The organism is Leucobacter luti (genome assembly GCF_050310065.1).
Classification (GTDB): Bacteria; Actinomycetota; Actinomycetes; order Actinomycetales; family Microbacteriaceae; genus Leucobacter; species Leucobacter luti_B.
The window spans coordinates 2,466,211-2,488,567 of the sequence record NZ_CP190007.1 but is presented as its reverse complement, the minus strand read 5'-3'; the positions used below and the strand labels follow the sequence as shown (position 1 = coordinate 2,488,567).

The following is a 22,357-nucleotide window of genomic DNA, read 5'->3' as shown; positions in this document are numbered from 1 at the left end:
CTCAGGCGGTCTGTCCCGCGTGCGGGCCCTCGCCGATCTCCTCGACGAGCTTCGCGTTGAACGCGGGGAGGTCGTCAGGCGTGCGGCTGGAGACGAGCCCCTGATCCACCACGACTTCCTCGTCGACCCAGTTGGCGCCTGCGTTCTGCAGGTCGGTGCGCAGGCTCCGGTAGCTCGTGAGCGTGCGTCCGTCGACGACGCCAGCATCGGTCAGGATCCAGCCGCCGTGGCAGATCACCCCGACGGGCTTGTGCTGCTCGAAGAACGCGCGCACGAACGCCGTCGAGGCGTCATCCATGCGCAGCTGATCGGCGTTGACCACCCCGCCGGGCAGCACGAGCGCGTCGAAGTCCTCGGCAGAGGCGTCGCCCGCCGCCAGATCCACCGCCTGTTCGTGGCCCTTCGCCCCGGAGATGCTGCCGCTCTTCGGCGAGACCAGGCGCGCCTCGGCGCCAGCCTCCGTCACGGCCTGCCAGGGGCTCGTCAGTTCGCTGTCCTCGAATCCATCGGTCGCGAGGAATGCCACCTTCGTTTCGCTGAGTGCGGGCATGGGAACTCCGTTTCTTCGTTGCTTGATTTGCGGACAGTCCCACCATCTCAGCTCCTCCGCGCGAGCGGCAGGGGGTGGAACTCCGGTGGAGTCCCGTGCTACGCGCCAGCAAGCCCCGAGCGCCGAGCGCGGGGCGAGCGCTAGCGCATTGTGCGCGTCGAGGGAATCCCCTGGTCGTTCCGAGGGCTATGGGCCACGCTGTGATTCTGACCCCCAAGCCGGGGAGTGGGGCCGGGCACGGGCCAGCTCGTGCGGCGTACCGCGCTCCCGCTTCGCCGCGCTGACCCGCGAAAGGAGTGAGCAATGACCGAGCGCCCACCCAGGGCCTCAGAACCCTTCATGCCGAGCGAGATTTCGCATCACCTCGGCCGCTTTGACCGATTCGCCGAGAAGGCGTCGGACTTCGCGAGCCGTGCCTGGTTCTTCTGCAGCTGTCTCGCGCTCGTGATCCTATGGCTTCCCTCGATTCTCCTGATCCGGAGCGTGGACACCTGGCAGCTGATCATCAACACCCTCACGACGATCGTGACCTTCCTTTCGGTCGCCCTGCTGCAGAACAGTCAGATGCGAGCAAATCTGGCGGTGCAGCACAAACTCAACGCGATCGCACAGGCGCTCGGCGACCTCATGGAGCAGGACCGGCGCCCGGACGATGCCGAGGAACTCCATGACGCGGTCGACCTCGAGGCGTACGAGAGCACGAGTCAGAACCGGGAGACGACGGGCGACGATCCCGACCCGGATCAGGATGTGAGGTCGCCGTAGGCGCCGGTGGGGATGGAGGCTGGAGCGGGCCGCGTCTACCGCTAGCGCCGGCTTGAACGCCCGCGGCGGGGCGCCCGGCGCGGCCCGCCTGTCCGGTGCAGTTCCTTGAGGACCGCAAGCGCGAACTGCTCGTCGACCGGCGCATGGCGCCTCGGACGCAGCCGCGAGCGCACGGGAGCGAGATCTCGCCACACCTCCGGCTGCTCGGCGGCCCCGAGCACGAGCGGATCGATGTACGAGGACCGCGTGACCGCTGCCGTGTTGCCGAGGAGCTCGGCCACCTCGCGCACCACGCGCCTGCTCGTCGCCGCTGCCTCGCGAGGAGAAGCTAGCTCGCCGTCGCTCCAGGCCCGCTGAAGCAGGGTGATGGCCTGCACCGTTCCGCCCCATGTGCGGAAGTCCTTCGCCGTGAAGCCCTCGCCCATGTTCCGCCGCACATACTCGTTCACGTCGCGGCTGCGCAGGCCGTGCTCGGCGTCACCGTCGTCGATGAACCGGAAGAGATCGTCTCCTGGCAATTCCTGCAGTCGGGCGACGAGGCGGGCGATCCGCTCGTCGGCCACGCGGCGGCGTTGCCGTTTCCCGTGCTTCCCGGTGAAATCGAGCGTGATGCTGCTCCCGGTCGCCTCGACGTGCTCGCGGAGGAGCGTCGTGACGCCGTAGCTGCCGTGTCGCGCCGTGTACTCGCGATTTCCCACCCGGAAGAACCCCAGGTCGATCAATCGAACGGCGCCTGCCGTGACCCGGTCCTTACTCAGGCGCCGGCGGCGCAGATCCCGATCCACCCGCTTGCGCAGCGCCGGGAGCGCCTCGCCGAAACGGAGCAGGCGCGCGAACTTCTCCCGCTCCCGCTTCCGCGTGAACGAGGGATGGTAGATGGCCTGCTGGCGGCCCGCGGCGTCGAAGCCTCGGGCGAGGACCTTCGCTCGGGGGGAGCTGGCGATCTCCACCGACGTCCAGGCGGGCGGGATAGCCAACGCCTCGATCCGCCGGAGCTCGGTCGAGCGGGTCACGCGCCGCCCGTTCGCGGCGTGGCGATACACGAAGCCGCGGCCAGCTGGCTCGCGCAGGATCACTGACTACTGCTCATCGCTGGGTCGGTCGACGAGCTCGTGCTCACCGATCTCCCTGGCGCAGTGCGCGCAGCAGAAGATGCGGCCGTCCGCTTCGACCCCGTGGCCCAGGATCCGGCACCCGCAGTGCGTACACTGCGGGGCCATTGCGTGGATCGCGCACTCGAAGCTGTCAAACGTTCCCGTGGACCGCTGCGTCGTGATGGTGAAGGTCTTGTCGTAGCTATTCCCGCAGGTGTCGCATGTCTGCATGGTCGTGCTCCCGTCGTCACGTTGCGGCCCCCGCCCTGCTCAGGCGGAGCCGTGCGGATGAGCCTCCTCCCGAAGGTCTGCTTGCGGAAGTGGGTTGGCGGAGTGCCGCTGATCGCGTATGCTCCTCGGCACGCTGCTCAGGATCCGCCTCGACAGGATCCGCCTCGACATGATCCGCCTCGATCCGTCGCCGGAACCTCCGAGTGCGTCGGGCGCGTCGAGTGTCTCGGTGATGAGGGGCTTGCGGTCGGGGAGGGGAAGCGTCTATGAGTGCTTCGGGGCGCGGGATCCGGAACGCGTCATCGGAGAATCCGAATGCGCCGTTCGGCGGCAGCGACTGGCCCGTGTCAGTGGTGCCCGATAGCCTGGTGAGACACGGCGAGGATGCCGAGCCCGGAACCGGCCCCCGTGCGTGTGAACCATGACATGAACTGGTGAAAGGACTCCACATGGTCTACCGAGTACAGGGCGTCGTCGTGCGGGAGAAGGGCGCACCCGCGACGATCGAGACGATCATCGTCCCCGAGCCGGGCCCGGGCGAGGTCGTCGTCGACGTGCTCACGTGCGGCGTGTGCCACACGGACTACCACTACCAGCAGGGCGGCATCAGTGATGACTTCCCGTTCCTGCTCGGCCACGAGTCGACGGCGCGCGTCGCCGAGGTGGGCGAGGGCGTCACCGAGGTCGCGGTGGGGGATCGCGTGATCCTGAACTGGCGCGCGGTCTGCGGGCAGTGCCGCGCGTGCGCCAAGGGGCAGCCGCAGTACTGCTTCGCGACGCACAACGCCGCGCAGAAGATGACGCTGGAAGACGGCACGGAGCTCTCCGCCGCGCTCGGGATCGGGTCATTCGCCGAGAAGACCCTCGTGGCTGCTGGTCAGTGTACGAAGATCGACGAGGAGTCGGATCCGGCCGCCGTCGGCCTCCTGGGCTGCGGAATCATGGCCGGGATCGGCGCCGCGATCAACACGGGCGAGATCAAGCGCGGCGAGTCCGTCGCGGTGATCGGCTGCGGCGGGGTCGGCACGGCCGCGATCGCGGGCGCGCAACTCGCGGGCGCGACGACGATCATCGCGGTCGACATCGACGATGCGAAGCTCGAGCAGGCGAAGCACTTCGGCGCGACCCACACGGTCAACTCGCGCGAGACGGATCCCGTCGCCGCGATCCAGGAGCTGACCGGGGGCTTCGGGGCCGACGTCGTGATCGACGCCGTGGGCAGGCCCGAGACCTACAAGCAGGCCTTCTACGCGCGGGATCTCGCGGGCCGCGTCGTGCTCGTGGGCGTGCCGACGCCCGAGATGCAGCTCGAACTGCCCCTCCTCGACGTGTTCGGGCGGGGCGGATCGCTGAAGTCGTCGTGGTACGGCGACTGCCTGCCGAGCAGGGACTTCCAGATGCTCATCGACCAGTACAAGCTCGGTCGCCTCGACCTCGAGGGCTTCGTGACCGAGCGCATCGGCCTCGGCGACGTCGAGGAGGCGTTCGGCAAGATGGCCGGGGGCAACGTGCTGCGATCGGTGGTGGTGCTCTGATGTCCGCGCGCATCGAACGCCTGGTCACGAGCGGAACGTTCTCGCTCGACGGCGGCACCTGGGACGTTGACAACAACGTCTGGATCGTAGGCGACGACGCCGAGGTGATCGTCATCGACCCCGCGCACGACGCGAAGGCGGTCGCCGAGGCGGTCGGTTCGCGGAAGACGCACGCCGTCCTCCTCACGCACGGGCACGACGACCACATCCGCGCGGCCCGCGACGCGGCCGACTTGCTGAATGCGCCGCTCTACCTGAACCCCGCCGACCGGATGCTCTGGGACGCGGTGTACGACGAGGCGCCGGACGCCGAGATCGAGGACGGCGACGTGTACGTGGTCGCGGGCGTGCAGCTCACGGCGCTCCACACGCCGGGCCACTCGCCCGGGTCGACGTGCTTCTCGGCGCCCTCGCTCGAGGCCGTGTTCACGGGCGACACGCTGTTCCAGGGCGGTCCGGGGGCGACCGGCCGCTCCTACAGCGATTTCCCGACGATCATCGAGTCGATCGAGAAGAAGCTGTTCCCGCTCCCCGACGCGACCGTCGTCTACACGGGCCACGGCGACACCACCACGATCGGCGCGGAGAAGCCGCACCTGCGGGAGTGGATCGACCGCGGGCACTAGCCCCACTCTCTCCGAGTTCTGCGCTCGTTCCGTTCCCGGGCAGGGGAAGCTGCGGAACGAGCGCAGAACTCGGAGCGAGCGCCGGATCGGGCCGGCGGACCCGGCGCCGGATCGCGCGGCGGCGCCGGATCCGGCGCCTACCGCTGCCCGAGCTCCGCGGCGACCGCGTCGAGCACGGACTCGGGGGATCCCGCGGCGTCGTAGACCGCGACGACGACACGGCTGCGCTCGCCGCCGGCGCCGGGGGAGAGCCAGCGCTCGAAGAGCGCGACGAGCCTGCCGAGATCCCGCGCCGCGGCGGCGGGCGCATCGGCGACGCGGCCGCGTAGCCAGTCGCGCAGCGTCGCGTTGTGCACGGCCACGAGCCCGGAGGCGAGCGCCGCGACGACCCACTCGGGTGTGCCGACGGGCGCGGCCTCCCTGAGATACCGGCCGAAGACGCGCTCGTATCGGTGGGTGATCACGAGCTCGCGATCCCGCAGCGATGGCGTGTGCCTCATCAGGTCGAAGCGGAGGCGGGCCGCCTCGGGATCCCGAATCAGCAGGCGGAGCACGTCGGTCGTGCCCTGAGCGAGGGCCTCGCCTGGCGGCAGCTCCGTGTCTCCGAGGAAGCGCTCGAGCTGCTCGAGCGCGAGGTCGTGGTCGGCGAAGACGACGTCGTCCTTGCTGCCGAAGCGTCGGAAGAAGGTGCTGCGGCTCATACCCACGGCGTCCGCGAGATCGCCCGCGGTCGTGGCCTCGTAGCCGCGCTCGGCGATCCGCCTGATCGCGGCGGAAGAGCTGTCGGGAGCTGGGGCGGTGCGGCTCGGTTTCGTCGCCATGCGTCGAAGCTAGCACATTTCGCGCATTTGGGACTTGGTTTCACAGCAACAAACCTTGCTGGCGCGGGGATCTCGATCCTGTGGGGATCCGAAGTCTGCTTGACGTGGGACCGCGTCTCAGGCAGGCTCGATGCAAGTGCGCCGGCGGACCGGCGCGGAGAGGATCCCGATGTCGAACCCGAAGAACGCGCCGGTCGCCCAGGGCACGGAAGAGCCGAGCTACGAGCTGTGGGAGCCGCTGGATCCCGACGTCGCCGGAGTGTTCCGCGACGTGCCCGCCGAGGATCTCGCGTATCGGGATCGGGCGCGCGAGTTCGTGCAGAACGAGGTTCGCCCGGTCATCGCGGGAATCTGGGATCGTGCCGAGTACCCGCTCGATCTCGCGAAGCGGCTCGGCGACCTCGACCTGCTGCGCGACGGCGTCGACGTGCCCGGGTTTCCCGAGCAGAGCCTGCTCGCGGCTTCTCTCACGACGATGGAGCTCTCGCGTGGCGACGGCTCGATCGCGACGATCGTCGGCGTGCAGGGCGGCCTGGCGCTGCGCTCGGTCGCGAACTGCGGATCCGACGAGCAGAAGGATCGCTGGCTCGAGCCGCTCGCCCGCGGCACCGAGCTTGGCGCGTTCGCGCTCACGGAGCCGACGCACGGTTCCGACTCGGTGAGCCTCGAAACGCGCGCGGTCGCGGTCGAGGGCGGCTACCGGATCTCGGGGCACAAGAAGTGGATCGGCTCGGGCAGCGTCGGGCAGCTCGCGGTCGTGTGGGCGCGCGGCGACGACGGCCAGGTGCAGGGATTCCTCGTGCCGCAGGACGCCGAGGGATACAACGCGCAGACGATCGAGGGCAAGGTATCGCTGCGCGGGATCTGGCAGGCGCTCATCGAGCTCGACGAGGTGTTCGTGCCGGAATCGGCGAAGATGCCCGGCGCGAACAGCTTCAAGGACACGGCGCGCGTGCTGCAGGCGACGCGGCTCGGGGTCGCGTGGGGCGCGCTCGGGCAGGCGACCGCGGTCTACGAGACCGCGGTGCACTACGCGAAGCAGCGGGTGCAGTTCGGGCGGCCGCTCGCGGCCTCGCAGATCGTGCAGGCCCGCCTCGCCGAGATGCTGAGCCAGCTCACCTCGCTGCAGTCGCTGCTGCTCGCGCTCACCCGCGCGGAGGAGCGCGGCGAGCTCTCGGGCCCCGGCGCCTCGCTCGGCAAGTACACGGCGACCCGCACCGCGCGCGACATGGCGCGCAACGCCCGCGACCTGCTCGGCGGCAACGGGATCCTGCTCGAGAACCGGGTCGCGCGGCACTTCGCGGACATCGAGGCGCTGCACACCTACGAGGGCACCGAGACGGTCCAGGCACTCATCATTGGGCGCGAGATCACGGGCGTCTCGGCCTTCGCCTAACCCGCCCGGGCAATCCCACCCCCGCCCCACCTTGCCGATTCAGCGCTCGCTCGCAATTCTGCAGTCGTTCAGCAGGATCCGGCGCAATTCTTAGGAACGAGCGCAGAATTCGGAACGACCGCAGCTGTTCAGCGCCAGACTCGGCAAGGTGGGGAGCGCGGGGACTGCGCTCAGGCCAGGACCCTGAAGCGGGCGAGGGCCGGATCCAGGGCGCCGCGCACGTATCCCGACGGGGTCGCCGCCGTCGCCCGCAGGAACGCGATGACCTCCGCGCTCAGCCGTTCCCCGGGCAGCACATTCGGCACCCCGGGCGGGTACGCCGCGAGCGAGTCCGCCGAGATCCGCCCCACTGCCATGTGGAACGGCACCTCCTCAACCGGGCTGAACGCCGCCTCGTCGAGCCCGACCGCCCGCTCGCAGTCTCCCGGCAGCACGATCTCGCGCGCCGGCTCGGAGGCCGCCGCGGGCAGCGCCTGCAGCGCCCGCCAGAAGCGATCGACGTCGATGCGCGCGATCGCCCCGATGAGCAACAGGATCGCGGCGGGCGTCGCGAGCTCCGTGTAGACCGCGTGATCCCGCATGAGGAGGTGGTGCGCGTCGTTCCCTGTGATCCCGCTCCCGCGGGTGTCGATCGCGACCTTGAGCGGGTCAAACGCGACGGCGCCCGGACTCGTCGCGACATCGCCGGTCGCGTCGCGGAAGCGGGTATCTGCGAGCACCCTGCCCCGGATCTCGTGCGCGGATGCGACCGCGCCCGCCACGAGTTCGGGCCTGGTCACGATGGTCTTCCGTGCCTCGTCGAGCGAGGCCAGCAGGAGCGAGCTGCAGCTCGTCGACTGGTGCGAGCGGACGGCCCGCTCGACGTGTGCCTCGAGCGCGCGCGCGTGCGGGCCTCCGCCCAGGTGCAGCATCGCCGACTGCGTGAGCGATCCGACCGTCTTGTGCGTGCTCGAGATGACGAGGTCGGCGCCCTCGCCGAGGGCGTTCCGCGGCAGGCTCGGGTGCAGCCCGAAGTGGGAACCCCAGGACTCGTCGACAATCAGCGGCACCCCGCGGTCGTGGGCGACCCCGGCGATCGCAGCGACATCGGCGACGGCGCCGAAGTAGCTCGGCGACACGATGTACACCGACGCGCACTCCGGGTGCTCCGTGAGCACCGCGCGCACCTGCTCGGCGCTCACGCACTGCGCGGACCCGAGCCCGGTGTCGACAAATCCCGAGATGAACCGCGGATCGAGGCCGACGCGGGTGATCCCGTCGATCACGCTCGAGTGCACGCTGCGTTGCACCGCGACCGAGCGGCCGAGCGCGCGTGCGACGGTCGTCGCGACGTGGTTCCCGCCCGAGGCGCCGTTCGTCAGGAACCACGTGCGGCTCGCGCCCCAGGCCTCGGCGGCGAGTTCCTGGGCGCGTGCGAGCGGCGTCGAGCGCCCCGCGGCCTGAAAATGCCAGGTCTCCTGGTCGATTCCGCTGAAGAGCATCGGCAGGTCGATCCCTAGCGCCTGGTCGCCGACGAGGCCGGCGACTCCATCGGCGTGGGCAGATATTCCCTGATGACCAGGGACATGCAGGCGCTGCCAGTCGCGCGCTGCGAGGCTGCGAAGTGCATCGGCATACGGGGTCTCCTTCTGTGCGGGATCCGGCGCGATCTGCGGGGTCTCTTCCGCGAGCGGCGCTTCGGCGATTTCGGTCTGCATGGCCTCAGCGTAGGGATCCCGCGTAACATGCGGAATAGCAGGAAACAGCGCACGCTGACATATGCTCTATGTCATGTTGACGCTCCAGCAGTTCCGCGTGCTTATCGCGATCCGGGATCGCGGCAGCCTCACGGCCGCCGCCGAGGCGCTGCACTACGGGGTGCCGACGGTCACCCACCACCTCAGCGGGCTCGAGGCGCACCTCGGGGCGCGGCTCGTGGAGCGGGATCGGCGGGGCGCGCGGCTCACGCCGCTCGGCGAATCGTTCGCGGCAGACATCGAGGTCGTGCTTGCCGGGATCCAGCGCGCCGAGCGTGCAGTGGCTGATCAGCGCGACGCGGGGGTCGTGAGCCTGCGCGTCGGCGCGTTCTCATCGATCGGGTCGCGGCTGCTGCCGCGCGCGATCGCGCAGCTGCAGGATCGCAGCTCGGTGCGGGTCGAGATCGTCGAGGCCGAGCCGACTGAGGTGATCAGGCTGCTGCGCGCGGGGGAGGTGCACGCCGGGCTCATCTATGACGTGTCGGATGAGCTCACGCTCGCCTGGCCCGACGTCGAGCGCGAGACGCTGCTTTCGGAGCAGTACCGGGTGATGGTGTCGCAGCGGAGCGCGCTCGCCGGGCAGGATCGCCTTGACTTTGCCGAACTCGGCGAGGTCGCGTGGGTGTGCAGCAGAGATCCAGATGAGGCCACGGATCGCGTGCTGCGGAGGGTGTATCACTCGCTCGGGCTGCCGGTACGGGAGCTCATGCGCACGGACGACCTCATGATGATCCACGGTCTCGTGGCCGAGGGGCTCGGCTGCGCGCTGACGACGCTCGCCGCGGTCGATGCCGACTTCGACGTTGTGCTGCGGCCGGCGGTGCAGGATCTGGGCGAGCGCCGGGTGTCGTATGTGACGCGCCGGGGTGTGGCCCCGCCCGCCGCCCGCTGGCTCGGAGAGGCCCTGCGCGACATCGCCGCACTCAGAACCGGCACGGTGCAGGCGGGGCGGGCGGCTTAGCGGGCCGATCGGCAGGCCGAGAGGAGCACCTCGACGGCGGGCGCGAGGCGGGACACGTCGTAGCGCATCGCCGGGTCGTGGAGCCCGGGCGTCACGTCCGCGCCCACCGCCAGCATCGCGGCCTGCAGCTCCGGCCGGCGAAGCGTGTAACAGTGGAAGTCGTCCGACCCGGAGGTCACCGCGCGCGGCGCGAGCGCGTCGGCACCCGCCGTGCGCACGATCGCCGTCGCGAGCAGGTCCTCCGCGCGCGCCCCCACGATCGCGGCCGGCACGAAGTCCTCCTCCTCGAGCGCGATCTCCACCCCGTAGCGCTCCGTGAGCGAGCGGGCAATCCGCTGCACGCCCTCGCGCAGTCGCGTCATCGCCTCGTTGGTCTGCGCCCGCAGGTCGATCCCGAACGACGCCGACCCGGGGATCACGTTGAGATTGCCGCTCCCCGCGCGCAGCTCGGTGAACTTCGCCGAGTGCGGAACCTGCGGATCAGCGCGCAGTTCGGCGACCTGCGACGCAAAGGCGGCCGCCACCTCGATCGCGTTGACCCCCTGGTGCGGGCGCGCGCCGTGGTGGTCGCTGCCCGTGATCCTCCCACGCACGAAGCAGCAGGATCCGTGCGAGATGGCCGGGGCGAAGAGCGGCGCCGGCAGCTCGTTGCCCGGACGGAGGTGCACCCCGAACAGGTACGTGAGCTCGTCAACGACGCCGAGCTCCGCGACCGAGGCCGCGCCGTTACCCTGCTCCTCCGCCGGCTGGAACACGGCGCGCACAGCGTGCGGGAGCTCCGCGGCGACCTCCGCGAGCCGGAGCATCGTCTCGGCGACGATCGCGAGATTCGCGTCGTGCCCGCACGAGTGCGCCACAATCGGCCCCTCGGGCGTCTCGTGCGCCAGCGCATCGAGGTCGCCGCGCAGCCCGACGAGCGGCGATCCGGGCCCGACATCGACGAAGAAACCGGGGAAGTCCGCGAACGGCCGCGGTTCGAGGCCCGCGCCGCGCATGAGCTCGGCGAGGTACTCCGCGGTGCCGGTCTCGCGCCAGCTCGGCTCCGGGTGCGCGGCGAGATGGTCCCGGATCCCGACGACGCGCGCGTCGCCGCCCGCCGCCGGGATCCGCGAGTTCGTGCCTGTCATCAGGTCGGCACTCCCCAGACCGCGCCGACGACGAGGGCGAGCGCCGCGATCACGAGCCAGGCGGCGATCAGCTTCCAGATGAACTTGACCCAGAGCTCGTAGGGGATCCGCGCGACCGCCAGGTACCCCATCAGGGCGCCCGAGGTCGGGATGATGGAGTTCGTGATCGCGTCGCCGTACTGGAAGGCGAGCACGGCGACCTGGCGGTCGATCCCGAGCAGATCAGACAGCGGCACCATGAGCGGCATGGTCGTGGCCGCCATGCCGCTGCCCGATGGGATGAAGAAGTTCAGCACGGCCTGGAACGCGAACATGCCGAGCACGGTGAGCGTCGGCGGCCAGTGCGAGATCCCCTCCGCGATCGCGTTCACGATCGTGTCGAGCGTCTGGCCGTCCTGCATCACGACGAGGATCGCGCGGGCGAAGCCGACGACGAGCGCGCCGAACACGACCGTGCGCATGCCCTCGACGAGGTTCGTGAACGAGCCGTTGATGCCGAGCCCGCCGACGATCCCCGAGACCATCGCGACGATGAAGAAGTTCGCCGCGAGCTGGTCGAGGAACCAGCCCCAGTTGAACACGCCGTACATGTTGATGGCGATCCCGAGCGCCAGCAGGATCAGGACGATCCCGCGCCGCTTCGTGAGGGGCGGGATCTCCTCGCTCACGGCGTACTCGGTCGAGCCGACGCCGCCGATGCGGCCGTACAGGATCGAGGACTCGGGGTTTCGCTTGACCCGGGCCGCGTAGCGCATGACGTAGAAGATCGCGACGAGGAGGATCGGCAGGAACACCGCGGCGCGGAACCAGAAGCCGGAGAACAGGGGAACCTCGGCGATGCCCTGGGCGACGCCGACCGTGAACGGGTTCATCATGCCGCCGACGAATCCGGAGGCCGCCCCGATCGAGACCATCGCCGTGCCGACGATCGCGTCGTAGCCGAGGGACAGGGCGATCCCGATCCCGATCGGCACGAAGATGATGCACTCCTCGGCCATGCCGGTCGTGAAGCCGAGCACCGAGAACACGATCATCACGAGCGGGATGATGAGCCGCTCGCTCTTGCCGATCTTCTGGACGAGGCGGTTGATGCCCGCGTCGATCGCGCCGGTCGCGCGGATCACTCCGAACGCGCCCCCGACCAGGAAGATGTAGAAGACGATCTGGGCCGCGGCCTGCATGCCGCGCGGGATCGCGGTGACGATGTCGAACGGGGCGAGGGGCGTTTTGGTGATCGTTTCGAACGTGCCGGGCACGACCATGAGTCGGCCGTCAGCGTCCACGCGCTCGAACTCGCCCGACGGGATCACGTAGGAGAGCACGCCGACCAGGATCACGATCGACAGGATGATCGCGTAGGTGTGCGGGATCTTGATCCGGTCGCGCCACGGGGACTTCTGCGGAGGGGCCTCCTGCGTCACTGAGGGGGTCGAACTCATGAGATGGTCAGCTCCTTCGCTGAGACGGTGATGCGGGTGAGAACGGTCGGGTCGAGGGTGACGCCGAGGCCGGGGCGGTCGGTGATCTCGACGTGGGGGAGCGGGAAGTGCAGGTCGCCAGGCTCATCCGCGAAGGCGACGGGGCCAGACAGCTCGGTCGAGACGATGTTCGGGTGTGCGAGGGCGAGGTGGTAGCCTGCGGCGGAGGACACGCTGGTCTCGAGCATCGAGCCGACCTGCACCGCGAGCCCGCCGAGGGCGGCCTGGGTCGCGAGGCGCTGACACGGCAGGATCCCGCCCGACTTCATGAGCTTGAGGTTCACCATGTCGACGGAATCGTCGCGCACGAGGCGCGCGACGTCGCCGGAGGTGATGACGGCCTCATCGGCCATGATGACCGCGTCGGTGTGGGGGCGGAGGCGGCGGAAACCGTCGATGTCGTCGGCGAGGATCGGCTGCTCGATCCAGTCGATGTCGTAGGGGGCGATCGCGGCGATCATGCGGCGGGCCGTCGAAACATCCCGCCAGCCCTGATTCGCGTCCACCCGGATCCGGATCCCGGATCCGACCGCGCCGCGCACCGCGGCGACGCTCGCGACGTCCTGCGCCGCATCGATCCCGAGCTTCATCTTCAGATGGGTGAATCCCTGCTCGACGGCCTGTTTCGCCTGGGCGGCGACCTCCTCCGGGGGGAGGATGCTCAGCACCTTCGCGATCATCGGCTGCTCGGGCTTTCGCCCGCCGAGGATCGCGTGGATCGGGAGGCCCGCGCGCTTGCCGAGCAGGTCCCAGCAGGCGATGTCGACCGCGGCCTTGGCCGCGCCGTTGCCGAGGAGCGCGCCGTCCATGCGCTCGTGCACCTGGAGGAGGTTGCTCGGATCGGTGTCCCGGAGCGCGGGCAGCAGCTGATCCCGCAGCGCCGCGACGACGGACTCCACGGTCTCGCCCGTGACGTGCTCGTCGGGAACGGACTCGCCGTAGCCGACCAGGCCGGTGTCGGTCGTGAGCGTGAGAATAATGCTCGGCATCACGTCGTATCTCGCGTAGGAGACGATGAACGGGACCTTGAGCGGGACCTCGATCACCCGTATTTCGGCGCTGACGATTCTCATCTTCGGGAATTCACCTCATCTTTGAATGTGTCGTTTGAGTGTCGCTAAATGCGAGACTAGACGGATCGGAGTGCGGTGTCAACGCGCGGGGCGAGGCGTGCCGGTGGACGCGTCAGATGCTCTGACCGCGGGCCTGATCCGCGAAGTGGCGGCGGGCCGAGGCCTCGGTGCGGGGCGAGAGCGCGTAGACGGACCGCGGCCGCCCCGCGTCGAGAGGCTGCTCCTGGCCGATGACCGTGATGGCGTCCGCGTCGAGCAGCTTCCTGAGGGCGCGCTCCGCCGTGCGCGCGGAGGTCTGGCTGGCGGTCGCCCACTCTGCGGCCGTGAACGGGCGAAAATCGCGGGTGGCGAGGAATCCGAAGAACCGCGTGAGCGACCTTGAATGCATGCCTGCGCGGGACGAAAGCGCCACGAGCCAGGGGGCTGTGTGCCGCGACTCGGAGGCTGCGGCGCGCTCGTCGAGGAGATCCTGCACCCGTGAGTCCTCGTCGACCATGAACGCGCTCATGGGGCTCTCCGCGATTGCGCGGCGGAGCGCCTGCAGCGCGCGATCCTCCGCCTCGTACATGTGCGCGCCGATCCCGACGCCGAGGGTCACAGCACCCCCGGTGCGCCGCATCGCGCCGGTGAGGTCTCCGAGGCGCGCGTCGAACTCGGCCCGGGTGGTGTAGAACATGTCGAGGCCGCCACGCTGCCACGAGGCAAGCCGATGCTGCACCGGAGTCGCGAAGCTGCTCAGGATCCCCACGAGCTCGTCGCGCTGCTCGGAGCCGGGGGCCCCCGGCTCGAGCGCGTGCTGCGTCGAGAGGGTGACGACCGCAAGCAGCGCGCCCTCGAGCCTGCGCACCGAGACGCGCTGCTGCGCCATGCGGAGCAGATCGAGATCGCGCTGTTGCGAGTCGATCATGTACATGACCGGGAGGCCCTCGGCGGACAGTCGGTCGAAGACCGCGTGGATGCTCGTGATCGCGAGGCGGGCACCCGCCTGTTCCCGCCGATGCACGTGGAAGGCGACAACGTCTGCGACGTCGACGGGGCGCGTAAAGCGCGGTTGATACACCCAGCGATAGTCGAATACCTGATCCGGCTGCAGTTCAACACCCGTGTCCCGTGCCACCGTGCCCGCGATCTCGGGGTTCGGCATGTCGATCGAGAGCTGCGCGATGCTGAGCGGGCGAGGGTCTGCACGCGCGGCCGGGGAGGCCGCAACGGCCGGGGAGCCGATCGCCCCCGCGGTCGCCGCGAGGAGCGAGGACGCGAGGGTGTAGTCGGAGAACCGGCCGACGAGGACGGGAATCTCCGTGTCGAGGCTGCGGTCGCGGTGGTAGTGGGCGATCGTGCCGGAGAAGCAGACGACGTCGTTCTCGGCGAGGGCGGCCGCGTACTGCGCCGAGGTCTCGTGCGGGTCCTCGTATGGGTAGGTGCGCAGCTCGACGGCTGGCACCTGCGCACCCCCGGCCGTGAGGCGGGCAACCGAGTGCGCCGAGCCGATGAATCCAACGCGCACGGTCACGCCCCAAGCTTCCCACACCGGGGGGCTACTCCTGGTCTTCGGCGGAGCCGGGGAGGGCGACCGCCGAAGTGAGCGGGCGGCCGTCGCGCATGAGCGCCCGCTTCCGGAACTGCCACGCGATTGCGAGGCCGACGAACCACACGGGCGTGCAGAGGAACGGCAGCCGCGTATCGTCCGCGAGCACGAGCGTGCACGCGATGAACGCGAAGAACGCGAGCACGACCCACGGCATGAGATGCGGAAGCGGCGCGCGGAAGTTCGACGAGTCGTGGCGATCCGGGTGCAGCCTGATGTAGCGCAGGTAGCTGATCAGGATCATGCTCCAGATGAACAGGATGAACGTCGAGGCGACCGAGGTGACAAATGTGAACGCCGCGATCACGCTGTCGCCCGCGAGCAGGATCGGCACCGACGTGAGGATGAACACCGTGGAGAAGAAGACGGCCTGCCGCGGCACGCCGCGCCCGTCGACGAGCGAGAACCGCTTCGGCGCGTGGCCGTCCTTGGAGAGCGCGAACATCATGCGCGTGCCCGAGTAGAACCCGGAGTTCGCGCTCGACGCCGCCGAGGTCAGCACGACGACGTTGATCGCGAGCGCCGCCGTGCCGAAGCCCGCGTACGCGAATGTCGTCACGAACGGGCTCTTGTCGGGATCCAGCTGGTCCCACGGGGTAATCGCCATGATGACCGTGAGCGCGCCGATGTAGAAGATGAGGACGCGCAGCACGATCGAGTTGATCGCGCGCGGGAGGTTATGGTGCGGGTCCTTCGTCTCTGCGGCAGCCGTACCGACGAGCTCGACCCCGATGAAGGAGAAGATCCCGAGCTGGAAGCCGAGGAGGAACCCGCTCGCTCCGAACGGGAAGAGCCCGCCGTGCTCCCAGAGGTGCGCGAGCGAGGCGCTCGTACCCGTGTCCGGATTCTGGAACCCCGTGACGAGCATGATGATCCCGACCGCGATCAGGCCCAGGATCGCCACGATCTTGATGAGCGAGAACCAGAACTCGAACTCGCCGAAGAAGCGCACGGGCTGCAGGTTCAGGATCATGAGCGCGATGACCGCGATGAGCGCGGGGATCCAGTTCGGGATTTCGGGGTTGAAGTAGTCGACGTAGCTCGTGATGGCGATGATGTCGGCGACGCAGATGACGACCCAGGTGAACCAGTACGTCCATGACACGACGAATCCCGCCCACGGCCCGATCAGGTCCTTTGCGATGTCGCCGAACGTCTTGTAGTTGAGATTCGAGAGCAGGATCTCGCCGAGGGCGCGCATGACGAAGAACATCATGATCCCGATCACCGCGTAGATGAAGAGCACCGAGGGGCCGGTCAGGCTGATGACCTTGCCTGAGCCGAGGAAGAGGCCGGTGCCGATCGCGCCGCCGATCGCGATGAGCTGGAGATGCCGGTTGGAGAGGCCGCGCTGCAATCCGTCGTGCGAAGTCCCTGTGCTGTTCTCGGTCATTGCTCCTGTGCTTCCGGTGTCGATGCTGTGCATGTGAGTCTAGGCGCGGAGTGCGGATCGGCGCCGTCGTCGTCGCCGCCCCCGTCTCGGGCACTGAAGCCGAGCCCCGAGAGCGCGTCGCGCACCGCCTCCTGGGCGGCAGCGCTAGAGATCTGCCCCGTGAGCCAGCGCCCCGAGAGGCCCTCGACGAGCGCCGTGAGGATCAGGGCGAGCGCGTCGGCGTCGCGATCCGGGGCCGCCTCCGCAATGAGGGCGCGGGCCTCAGCCTGCCAGCGGCCCGTGGAGCGGGCGACCGCGTCCGCTTGCGCGGGCGAGAACACGGCCTTCGCCCGCAGCTCGTTCCAGGCGATCGAGCCCTCCCGGATCGCGGCCTCCTCGCCGAACTCCGAGCAGAGGAGGGCCTCGAGCCTGCCGCCCGGGCTGCTCGCGCTCGGGATCCTCGCGGCGCGATCCGCCGTGCCCTCGTTGACGTGATCGAGGGCGGCCTGCAGGAGCCCGTCGCGGTCGCCGAAGTGGTAGGGGAGGAGCCCGATGGAGACCCCGGCCTCGCGGGCGACGTCGCTCATGCGGAAGCCGGTGAGCCCGGCGCGGGAGATGACTCGCGCGCAGGCCGCGAGGATGTGGTCCCTCGTGGTCTCGCTCATGCTGGCTCCTTGCGTCCTGTGCACCGGTGGGCCCCGTTCTGCTCATCCGACGCCGCCCGCGGCGCGGCGGCCTCGCTCGATTCCATGCCCGGCGCGCCGGGGCACTTGACACCGTTCGAGGAACTACTGAAACTATTTTCAGTACGGTGGTTCCAGAGTACCAGCAGCGAGAAACGGGGAAGCGAATGACGAATTCGGACGCGACGGCGCGGGATCCAGAGCTGGCCGGGGGTGTTGAGTTGCTTGAGGCGGATATCGCGGGGGTGCTTGACGCGTTTGCGTCGGGGGCGGTGACGCCGTCTGCCCTGGTGGCGGGGTATCTGGCGCGTGTCGAGCGGTATGACACGGGCCCGGAGGGGCTGAACGCGATCCCGGTCATGAACCCTGACGCGCTCGCGCAGGCGGCGGAGTCTGACCGGAGGTGGGCTGCCGGGCAGGCGCGCCCCTTGGAAGGGGTGCCGTTCACGGTGAAGGACTCCTACATGGTCGAGGGCCTCACGGTCGCGGCGGGGTCGCCGGCGTTTGAGCACCTGGTCGCTCGGTGGGATGCGTTTACGGTGCGGATGCTGCGTGAGGCGGGGGCGGTGCTGATCGGGAAGACGAACATGCCGCCGATGGCCGATGGTGGCATGCAGCGTGGCGTGTACGGGCGTGCGGAAAGCCCCTACAACCGGGACTATTTGGCGGCAGCGTACGCGTCGGGCTCCTCGAACGGGTCCGGGGTGGCGACGGCGGCGAATCTGGCGGTGTTCGGGATGGGGGAAGAGACGGTGTCGTCGGGGCGTAGCCCCGCCTCAAACAACGCCCTGTGCGCGTATACGCCGTCGTGGGGGATCCTCTCGATTCGCGGTAACTGGCCCCTGTTTCCCGCACGGGACGTGGTGGTGCCGCACACGCGGTCGATGCCGGACATGCTGCGCCTGTTGGACGTGCTCGTGCAGGATGATCCGGACACGCGCGGTGATTTCTGGCGCAACCAGGACGTCATCCCGCTGCCCAAGCCCAGCGAGCACCGGCCGGACACCTACCTCGGGTTGCAGGATCCTGACGCGTTGCGGGGGAAACGCTTCGCGGTGCCGCGCATGTACCTCGGCAAAGACCCCAACTTCCCCATCCGGGTACGGCCGAGCGTGCTGACCCTGTTCGACGCAGCCCGGGCACGCTTGGAAGCCGCGGGCGCCGAGGTGATCGAGACCGGGTTCCCCCTGATCGAGCAGTACGAAGGCGACCGACCCGGCCAGGAGAACGTCGGTGAGCTCGGCGTGCTGCCCGAGGGCTGGATGGAGACGGAATTCAACCACTTCCTGGCGTTCGGGTGGGACGACTTCCTGCGCGCGAACGGCGATCCCGCGATCCCGGATCTGGGGGTCGTCGATCTCGACCGGATCTTCCCGCAGCCGCCCGGCGCGCTGCCCGATCGCTACGAGGAGGTCGAGGACTACGAGAACCGGTACCGCGCGACGGTCGGGATGGCGAAGGGCGACATTCAGGATCCGCGCGAGCGGGCCGACTTCGCGGACGGGCTGCGCGGGCTCGTGCAGCTGCGCGGCGAGCTCTTCGAGTCGTGGCTTGAGGCCGAGGGCTTCGACGGGGTCGTGTTCCCCGCGAACGCCGACGTGGGGGCGGCGAACGCCGACGTGGACCTGGCGGCGGCGGATCACGCCTGGTCGAACGGCGTGTTCTTCTCGAACGGCAACTACGCGATCCGGCACCTTGGGATCCCGACCGTGACGGTCGCGATGGGGATCATGGCGGACATTGGGATGCCCGTGGGTCTCACGTTCGCGGGCCGAGCCTACGACGATCAGGCGCTCCTCGCCTACGCGACGGCCTTCGAATCAGTCGCCGAGGGCTCGCTCCGCACCCCGCCTCCGCACTATTCCTAGCGGAGCGACGGGGCCGCGGAGCCGTGGGCGGCGGTCAGTCGTGGTCGGGGAGGGTGATCGGCTCAGTGACCGGCTCGAAGCGGTCGATGCTCGACGCGAGCCTGCGCAGTAGCGCTTGCAGGCGATCCCGCTCTGACCGGGGCATCCCGCCGAGCATGCGCTCCTCGGCGTCGCTCAGCCTGGTCATCGCGGCGTCCACGAGCGTGAGCCCGAGCGGCGTGATCTCAACGAGCACCCCGCGCCCGTCGTTCGGGTCGGTGAGCCGGTGCACGAGCCCGCGATCGACGAGGCGGTCGATCCGGTTCGTCATCGTGCCGCTCGACACCATGGTCTGCTGCACGAGCACCTTGGGGCTCTGCCTGTACGGCTCCCCGCTCCGCCGAAGCACCGCGAGCACGTCGAACTCCCAGCTCGTGAGCCCGGAACGCTCGAATGCGTGCGAGCGCGCCCGGTCCAGATGCTTGCTCACGCGCCACAGTCGCGAGAAGATCGCGAGCGGTGCGAGGTCGAGATCGGGGCGGGCGTTGCTCCAATCCGCGATGATCCGGTCGACCTCGTCCTCGTGCTTCATCCCTCCATTATCGAGGAATTTGGCTCGCCGCGTCACTCCCGGGCCGATTCCCCGCTGCTTCAGAGCTTGAGAACCCGCGAACTTGCGGGCCCGGCGAGTCTGGCAGACTATTACCCGTGCCTTTTCGGCACATTCCGCCTTGGTGTAATGGCAGCACGACAGCCTTTGGAGCTGTGAGGTCTAGGTTCGAATCCTAGGGGCGGAGCGCGGCAGCCGGTTCACCGACTCGGGATCCCGGTGCTCCGTCGCAGGCAGGAAGGACCACACACATGGCAGAACGGTCGCTCGCGGTCGTCATCCTCGCTGCGGGGCAGGGCACCCGCATGAAGTCGGCACTCCCCAAGGTGCTGCACCGGATCGGCGGACGCTCGCTCATCGCCCACGTGCTCGATACTGCGGCGGGCCTCTCTCCGAACAGCGTGATCGCTGTCGTTCGTCACGAGCGCGAGCGCGTGTCCGAGGCGATTCTCGAGCACGCCCCCGACACCGTGATTGTGGATCAGGACGAGGTGCCCGGCACCGGCCGAGCGGTCGAGCAGGCGATTGCCGCCCTGCCGGACGACTTCGACGGCTCCGTCGTCGTGCTCTCGGGCGACGTCCCGCTTATCGACGTCCCGACGCTCGAGCGCCTGGTCCGCGGGCATCTCGACGGCGGGCGCGCCATGACCATGCTGTCGGCCATCTTCTCGAACCCCACGGGCCTCGGGCGGATCCTGCGCGACGCCGACGGCGCCGTGACCGGGATCGTGGAGGAGAAGGACGCGACCGAGTCGCAGCGCCGCGTCACCGAGATCAACGGCGGGATCTACGTCTTCGCGCGCCGCGCGCTGCAGGCCGCGCTCGCCGAGATCGACACGAACAACGCGCAGGGGGAGAAGTATCTCACCGACGCCGCGGCGCGGATCCTCGCCTCGGGCGGCGGCGTCGAGGCCGTCGCGACCGATGATCCGTGGCTGATCGCGGGCGTGAACGACCGTGCGCAGCTCGCCGAGGCGGGCCGCGAGCTCAACGCGCGCATCGTACGCGAGCACCAGCGCAACGGCGTGTCGATTCAGGATCCCGCGACCACGTGGATCGAGGCGGACGTGTCGATCGGCGCGGACACCGAGATCCTGCCCGGCACCTTCCTGCAGGGCGCGACGACGATCGCGGGCGGCGCGAGCATCGGGCCGGACACGACGCTCGTCGACTGCGAGGTCGGGGAGGGCGCGCGGATCCGCCGGAGCGAGGCGACCCTCGCCGTGTTCGGCGACCGCGTCGACGTCGGGCCCTTCGCCTACATCCGCCCCGGCACCGAGCTCGGCGTCGCCGGCAAGATCGGCGCATTCGTGGAGACGAAAAACGCGAAGGTGGGCGACGGCAGCAAGATCCCTCACCTGAGTTACATCGGCGACGCGACGATCGGCACCGGCAGCAACGTGGGCGCAGGCACGATCGTCGCGAACTACGACGGGGTGAACAAGCATCAGGCCGTCATCGGCGATGCCGTTCGGATCGGATCGAAGAATGTGCTGATCTCGCCCGTTACCATTGAGGATGGCACGTACACGGCAGCGGGCACGGTCGTGCGAAAGAACGTCCCCTCGGGGTCCCTGGCGCTCAACGTGGCGCCGCAGCGGAACATCGAGGGGTGGGTCACCGAACATCGACCCGGCACGAGCACCGCGGAAGCGGCGCTTCGGGCGCAGGACGTGGACACGCCAGGCGCGGCAAACGGTGGAAACTAGCGGAGAAGGAATATCGCACCGATGAGCAAGATCGAGATGGCGGGCCAGAAGAAGCTCGTCCTCATTACGGGCCGGGCATACCCCGAGCTCGCCCAGCAGGTGGCCGACGAGCTGGGGGCGGAGCTCGTGCCGACCGACGCTCGCACCTTCGCGAACGGTGAGCTCTACGCGCGCTTCGACGAGAGCGTGCGCGGTGCGGACGCCTTCGTGATCCAGTCGCACACGAACCCGATCAACGAGTGGCTCATGGAGCAGCTCATTATGGTCGACGCGCTCAAGCGCGCCTCAGCGAAGCGGATCACCGTCGTGGCCCCCTTCTACCCGTACTCGCGCCAGGACAAGAAGGGCCGCGGCCGCGAGCCGATCTCCGCACGTCTCGTCGCTGACCTCTTCAAGGCCGCGGGTGCGGACCGGATCATGACGGTCGACCTGCACGCGCCGCAGATCCAGGGCTTCTTCGACGGCCCGGTCGACCACCTCTTCGCGATGCCTGTGCTGCTCGACCACTTCAGGAAGACGATCGCCCGCGACGACCTCACGGTCGTCTCGCCCGATATGGGCCGTGTGCGCGTCGCCGACATCTGGAGCGACAAGCTCGACGCGCCGCTCGCGATCATCCACAAGCGCCGGGATCCGCTCGTGCCGAACCAGGTGTCGGTGCACGACATCGTCGGTGAGGTCCGGGATCGCTGGTGCGTCGTCGTCGACGACATGATCGACACGGGCGGCACGATCGCGAAGGCCGCCGAGGCGCTCAAGAAGAACGGCGCCCGCGGCGTTACGATCGCCTGCACGCACGCGATCTTCTCGGGCCGCGCGACTGAGCACCTCTCGCAGGAGTTCATCGACCAGGTCGTCGTGACGGACACGCTCCCGGTCGGCCCGGAGAAGCGGTTCGACAAGCTGACGGTGCTGTCGATCGCGCCGCTGCTTGCGAAGGCGATCCACGAGGTCTTCGAGGACGGATCGGTCACGAGCATGTTCGAGGGCGCCGCCTAACCCGCACCCGCCGCCTTGCCGAAACTGCGCTGCCTGCCCCTGTTATCACTGATAAATCGCGCAGGCAGCGCAGTTTCGGCGGGGTAGAGGGGCGCGTGGCGTGGTTCCCCGAGTAGGCGTCGCGACCCCGCAGCGTTCAGCCGGAGATCGGCGTTC

The 22,357-nt window shown here is 69.2% G+C and carries 20 protein-coding genes and 1 tRNA gene; 9 read left to right on the top strand and 12 right to left on the bottom strand.

The genetic code is table 11. From position 1 onward, the window contains the following. Position 1 precedes the first annotated feature (1 nt). Positions 2-550: a type 1 glutamine amidotransferase domain-containing protein gene (locus tag ACOPJ3_RS11305; protein WP_427869266.1), complete on the bottom strand. Its 549-nt coding sequence runs from the start codon at positions 548-550 to the stop codon at positions 2-4. 303 nt (positions 551-853) lie between these two features. Here ACOPJ3_RS11305 and ACOPJ3_RS11300 point away from each other — a divergent pair, with 303 nt between their 5' ends. Further along, complete coding sequence (locus ACOPJ3_RS11300) at positions 854-1,315, top strand: low affinity iron permease family protein (protein ID WP_427869265.1); 462 nt, start codon at positions 854-856, stop codon at positions 1,313-1,315. Between the two features lie 41 nt (positions 1,316-1,356). On the opposite strand, the gene ACOPJ3_RS11295 is transcribed toward ACOPJ3_RS11300, so the two are convergent. Together ACOPJ3_RS11295 and ACOPJ3_RS11290 are read right to left on the bottom strand one after the other, a co-directional pair. Next, the gene (locus tag ACOPJ3_RS11295) at positions 1,357-2,391 is read right to left on the bottom strand and encodes a DNA topoisomerase IB (protein WP_427869264.1); all 1,035 of its coding nucleotides are present in this window, start codon (positions 2,389-2,391) and stop codon (positions 1,357-1,359) included. A gap of 3 nt (positions 2,392-2,394) precedes the next feature. Next, positions 2,395-2,640, bottom strand: coding sequence for a hypothetical protein (locus tag ACOPJ3_RS11290; protein ID WP_427869263.1), 246 nt, complete (start codon positions 2,638-2,640; stop codon positions 2,395-2,397). Positions 2,641-3,089: 449 nt separating this feature from the next. On the opposite strand from ACOPJ3_RS11290, the gene ACOPJ3_RS11285 reads away from it, so the two are divergent. Both ACOPJ3_RS11285 and ACOPJ3_RS11280 read left to right on the top strand, forming a co-directional pair. Then, entirely contained in the window at positions 3,090-4,175 is a 1,086-nt protein-coding gene (locus ACOPJ3_RS11285; RefSeq protein WP_427869261.1) for an S-(hydroxymethyl)mycothiol dehydrogenase, read from the top strand. Beyond that, positions 4,175-4,801: an MBL fold metallo-hydrolase gene (locus ACOPJ3_RS11280; RefSeq protein ID WP_427869260.1), complete on the top strand. Its 627-nt coding sequence runs from the start codon at positions 4,175-4,177 to the stop codon at positions 4,799-4,801. The genes ACOPJ3_RS11285 and ACOPJ3_RS11280 overlap by 1 nt, the downstream gene beginning before the upstream one ends. A 137-nt stretch (positions 4,802-4,938) precedes the next feature. On the opposite strand, the gene ACOPJ3_RS11275 is transcribed toward ACOPJ3_RS11280, so the two are convergent. Further along, positions 4,939-5,622 carry a TetR/AcrR family transcriptional regulator gene (locus ACOPJ3_RS11275; protein WP_427869259.1) on the bottom strand — a complete coding sequence of 228 codons (684 nt, stop codon included), beginning with the start codon at positions 5,620-5,622 and terminating at the stop codon, positions 4,939-4,941. A 169-nt stretch (positions 5,623-5,791) separates the two neighbouring features. Here ACOPJ3_RS11275 and ACOPJ3_RS11270 point away from each other — a divergent pair, with 169 nt between their 5' ends. Further along, positions 5,792-7,018 (top strand): acyl-CoA dehydrogenase family protein, encoded by a 1,227-nt coding sequence (locus ACOPJ3_RS11270; protein WP_427869258.1) that lies wholly within the window; start codon positions 5,792-5,794, stop codon positions 7,016-7,018. 170 nt (positions 7,019-7,188) lie between these two features. On the opposite strand, the gene ACOPJ3_RS11265 is transcribed toward ACOPJ3_RS11270, so the two are convergent. Continuing rightward, positions 7,189-8,715 carry an aminotransferase class I/II-fold pyridoxal phosphate-dependent enzyme gene (locus ACOPJ3_RS11265; protein WP_427869257.1) on the bottom strand — a complete coding sequence of 509 codons (1,527 nt, stop codon included), beginning with the start codon at positions 8,713-8,715 and terminating at the stop codon, positions 7,189-7,191. Positions 8,716-8,788: 73 nt separating this feature from the next. On the opposite strand from ACOPJ3_RS11265, the gene ACOPJ3_RS11260 reads away from it, so the two are divergent. Then, positions 8,789-9,715, top strand: a complete 927-nt coding sequence (locus ACOPJ3_RS11260; RefSeq protein WP_427869256.1) for a LysR family transcriptional regulator — start codon at positions 8,789-8,791, stop codon at positions 9,713-9,715. Here ACOPJ3_RS11260 and ACOPJ3_RS11255 read toward each other — a convergent pair. The 6 genes from ACOPJ3_RS11255 to ACOPJ3_RS11230 form a co-directional block, all read right to left on the bottom strand. Further along, entirely contained in the window at positions 9,712-10,842 is a 1,131-nt protein-coding gene (locus ACOPJ3_RS11255; RefSeq protein ID WP_427869255.1) for an amidohydrolase, read from the bottom strand. The genes ACOPJ3_RS11260 and ACOPJ3_RS11255 overlap by 4 nt on opposite strands. Continuing rightward, positions 10,842-12,281, bottom strand: a complete 1,440-nt coding sequence (locus ACOPJ3_RS11250) for a YfcC family protein (RefSeq protein WP_427869254.1) — start codon at positions 12,279-12,281, stop codon at positions 10,842-10,844. The genes ACOPJ3_RS11255 and ACOPJ3_RS11250 overlap by 1 nt, the downstream gene beginning before the upstream one ends. Further along, the gene (locus ACOPJ3_RS11245) at positions 12,278-13,393 is read right to left on the bottom strand and encodes a mandelate racemase/muconate lactonizing enzyme family protein (RefSeq protein WP_427869253.1); all 1,116 of its coding nucleotides are present in this window, start codon (positions 13,391-13,393) and stop codon (positions 12,278-12,280) included. The genes ACOPJ3_RS11250 and ACOPJ3_RS11245 overlap by 4 nt, the downstream gene beginning before the upstream one ends. A 112-nt stretch (positions 13,394-13,505) precedes the next feature. Beyond that, positions 13,506-14,906 carry a hypothetical protein gene (locus ACOPJ3_RS11240; RefSeq protein WP_427869252.1) on the bottom strand — a complete coding sequence of 467 codons (1,401 nt, stop codon included), beginning with the start codon at positions 14,904-14,906 and terminating at the stop codon, positions 13,506-13,508. A gap of 25 nt (positions 14,907-14,931) precedes the next feature. Continuing rightward, on the bottom strand, positions 14,932-16,374 hold the full coding sequence (locus ACOPJ3_RS11235; RefSeq protein ID WP_427869251.1) for an amino acid permease: 1,443 nt from the start codon (positions 16,372-16,374) through the stop codon (positions 14,932-14,934). After that, the gene (locus tag ACOPJ3_RS11230; protein WP_427869250.1) at positions 16,371-17,018 is read right to left on the bottom strand and encodes a TetR/AcrR family transcriptional regulator; all 648 of its coding nucleotides are present in this window, start codon (positions 17,016-17,018) and stop codon (positions 16,371-16,373) included. The genes ACOPJ3_RS11235 and ACOPJ3_RS11230 overlap by 4 nt, the downstream gene beginning before the upstream one ends. 185 nt (positions 17,019-17,203) lie before the next feature. Here ACOPJ3_RS11230 and ACOPJ3_RS11225 point away from each other — a divergent pair, with 185 nt between their 5' ends. After that, entirely contained in the window at positions 17,204-18,904 is a 1,701-nt protein-coding gene (locus ACOPJ3_RS11225) for an amidase (protein ID WP_427869249.1), read from the top strand. A 34-nt stretch (positions 18,905-18,938) separates the two neighbouring features. Here the strand turns inward: ACOPJ3_RS11225 and ACOPJ3_RS11220 are convergent, their stop codons facing one another. Next, a complete protein-coding gene (locus ACOPJ3_RS11220; RefSeq protein WP_427869248.1) occupies positions 18,939-19,475 on the bottom strand; it encodes a MarR family winged helix-turn-helix transcriptional regulator in 537 nt (178 codons plus the stop codon). Between the two features lie 133 nt (positions 19,476-19,608). Between ACOPJ3_RS11220 and ACOPJ3_RS11215 the strand changes: the two genes are divergently transcribed. The 3 genes from ACOPJ3_RS11215 (at position 19,609) to ACOPJ3_RS11205 (ending at position 22,201) form a co-directional block, all read left to right on the top strand. Next, positions 19,609-19,680 (top strand) — tRNA-Gln (locus ACOPJ3_RS11215). Positions 19,681-19,744: 64 nt separating this feature from the next. Continuing rightward, complete coding sequence (gene glmU, locus ACOPJ3_RS11210) at positions 19,745-21,202, top strand: bifunctional UDP-N-acetylglucosamine diphosphorylase/glucosamine-1-phosphate N-acetyltransferase GlmU (RefSeq protein WP_427869247.1); 1,458 nt, start codon at positions 19,745-19,747, stop codon at positions 21,200-21,202. A gap of 21 nt (positions 21,203-21,223) precedes the next feature. Further along, positions 21,224-22,201 (top strand): ribose-phosphate diphosphokinase, encoded by a 978-nt coding sequence (locus tag ACOPJ3_RS11205; protein ID WP_427869246.1) that lies wholly within the window; start codon positions 21,224-21,226, stop codon positions 22,199-22,201. Positions 22,202-22,357: the final 156 nt, after the last annotated feature.

Bases quoted from the DNA above. Each gene is read 5' to 3' on its own strand.
- ACOPJ3_RS11245 (WP_427869253.1), bottom strand. From the start codon at position 13,393: ATGAGAATCGTCAGCGCCGAAATACGGGTGATCGAGGTCCCGCTCAAG.
- ACOPJ3_RS11230 (WP_427869250.1), bottom strand. From the start codon at position 17,018: ATGAGCGAGACCACGAGGGACCACATCCTCGCGGCCTGCGCGCGAGTC.
- ACOPJ3_RS11205 (WP_427869246.1), top strand. From the start codon at position 21,224: ATGAGCAAGATCGAGATGGCGGGCCAGAAGAAGCTCGTCCTCATTACG.
- ACOPJ3_RS11225 (WP_427869249.1), top strand. From the start codon at position 17,204: ATGACGAATTCGGACGCGACGGCGCGGGATCCAGAGCTGGCCGGGGGT.
- ACOPJ3_RS11235 (WP_427869251.1), bottom strand. From the start codon at position 16,374: ATGACCGAGAACAGCACAGGGACTTCGCACGACGGATTGCAGCGCGGC.
- ACOPJ3_RS11220 (WP_427869248.1), bottom strand. From the start codon at position 19,475: ATGAAGCACGAGGACGAGGTCGACCGGATCATCGCGGATTGGAGCAAC.
- ACOPJ3_RS11255 (WP_427869255.1), bottom strand. From the start codon at position 10,842: ATGACAGGCACGAACTCGCGGATCCCGGCGGCGGGCGGCGACGCGCGC.
- ACOPJ3_RS11270 (WP_427869258.1), top strand. From the start codon at position 5,792: ATGTCGAACCCGAAGAACGCGCCGGTCGCCCAGGGCACGGAAGAGCCG.
- glmU (WP_427869247.1), top strand. From the start codon at position 19,745: ATGGCAGAACGGTCGCTCGCGGTCGTCATCCTCGCTGCGGGGCAGGGC.
- ACOPJ3_RS11265 (WP_427869257.1), bottom strand. From the start codon at position 8,715: ATGCAGACCGAAATCGCCGAAGCGCCGCTCGCGGAAGAGACCCCGCAG.
- ACOPJ3_RS11285 (WP_427869261.1), top strand. From the start codon at position 3,090: ATGGTCTACCGAGTACAGGGCGTCGTCGTGCGGGAGAAGGGCGCACCC.
- ACOPJ3_RS11290 (WP_427869263.1), bottom strand. From the start codon at position 2,640: ATGCAGACATGCGACACCTGCGGGAATAGCTACGACAAGACCTTCACC.
- ACOPJ3_RS11260 (WP_427869256.1), top strand. From the start codon at position 8,789: ATGTTGACGCTCCAGCAGTTCCGCGTGCTTATCGCGATCCGGGATCGC.
- ACOPJ3_RS11300 (WP_427869265.1), top strand. From the start codon at position 854: ATGACCGAGCGCCCACCCAGGGCCTCAGAACCCTTCATGCCGAGCGAG.
- ACOPJ3_RS11305 (WP_427869266.1), bottom strand. From the start codon at position 550: ATGCCCGCACTCAGCGAAACGAAGGTGGCATTCCTCGCGACCGATGGA.
- ACOPJ3_RS11280 (WP_427869260.1), top strand. From the start codon at position 4,175: ATGTCCGCGCGCATCGAACGCCTGGTCACGAGCGGAACGTTCTCGCTC.
- ACOPJ3_RS11250 (WP_427869254.1), bottom strand. From the start codon at position 12,281: ATGAGTTCGACCCCCTCAGTGACGCAGGAGGCCCCTCCGCAGAAGTCC.
- ACOPJ3_RS11275 (WP_427869259.1), bottom strand. From the start codon at position 5,622: ATGGCGACGAAACCGAGCCGCACCGCCCCAGCTCCCGACAGCTCTTCC.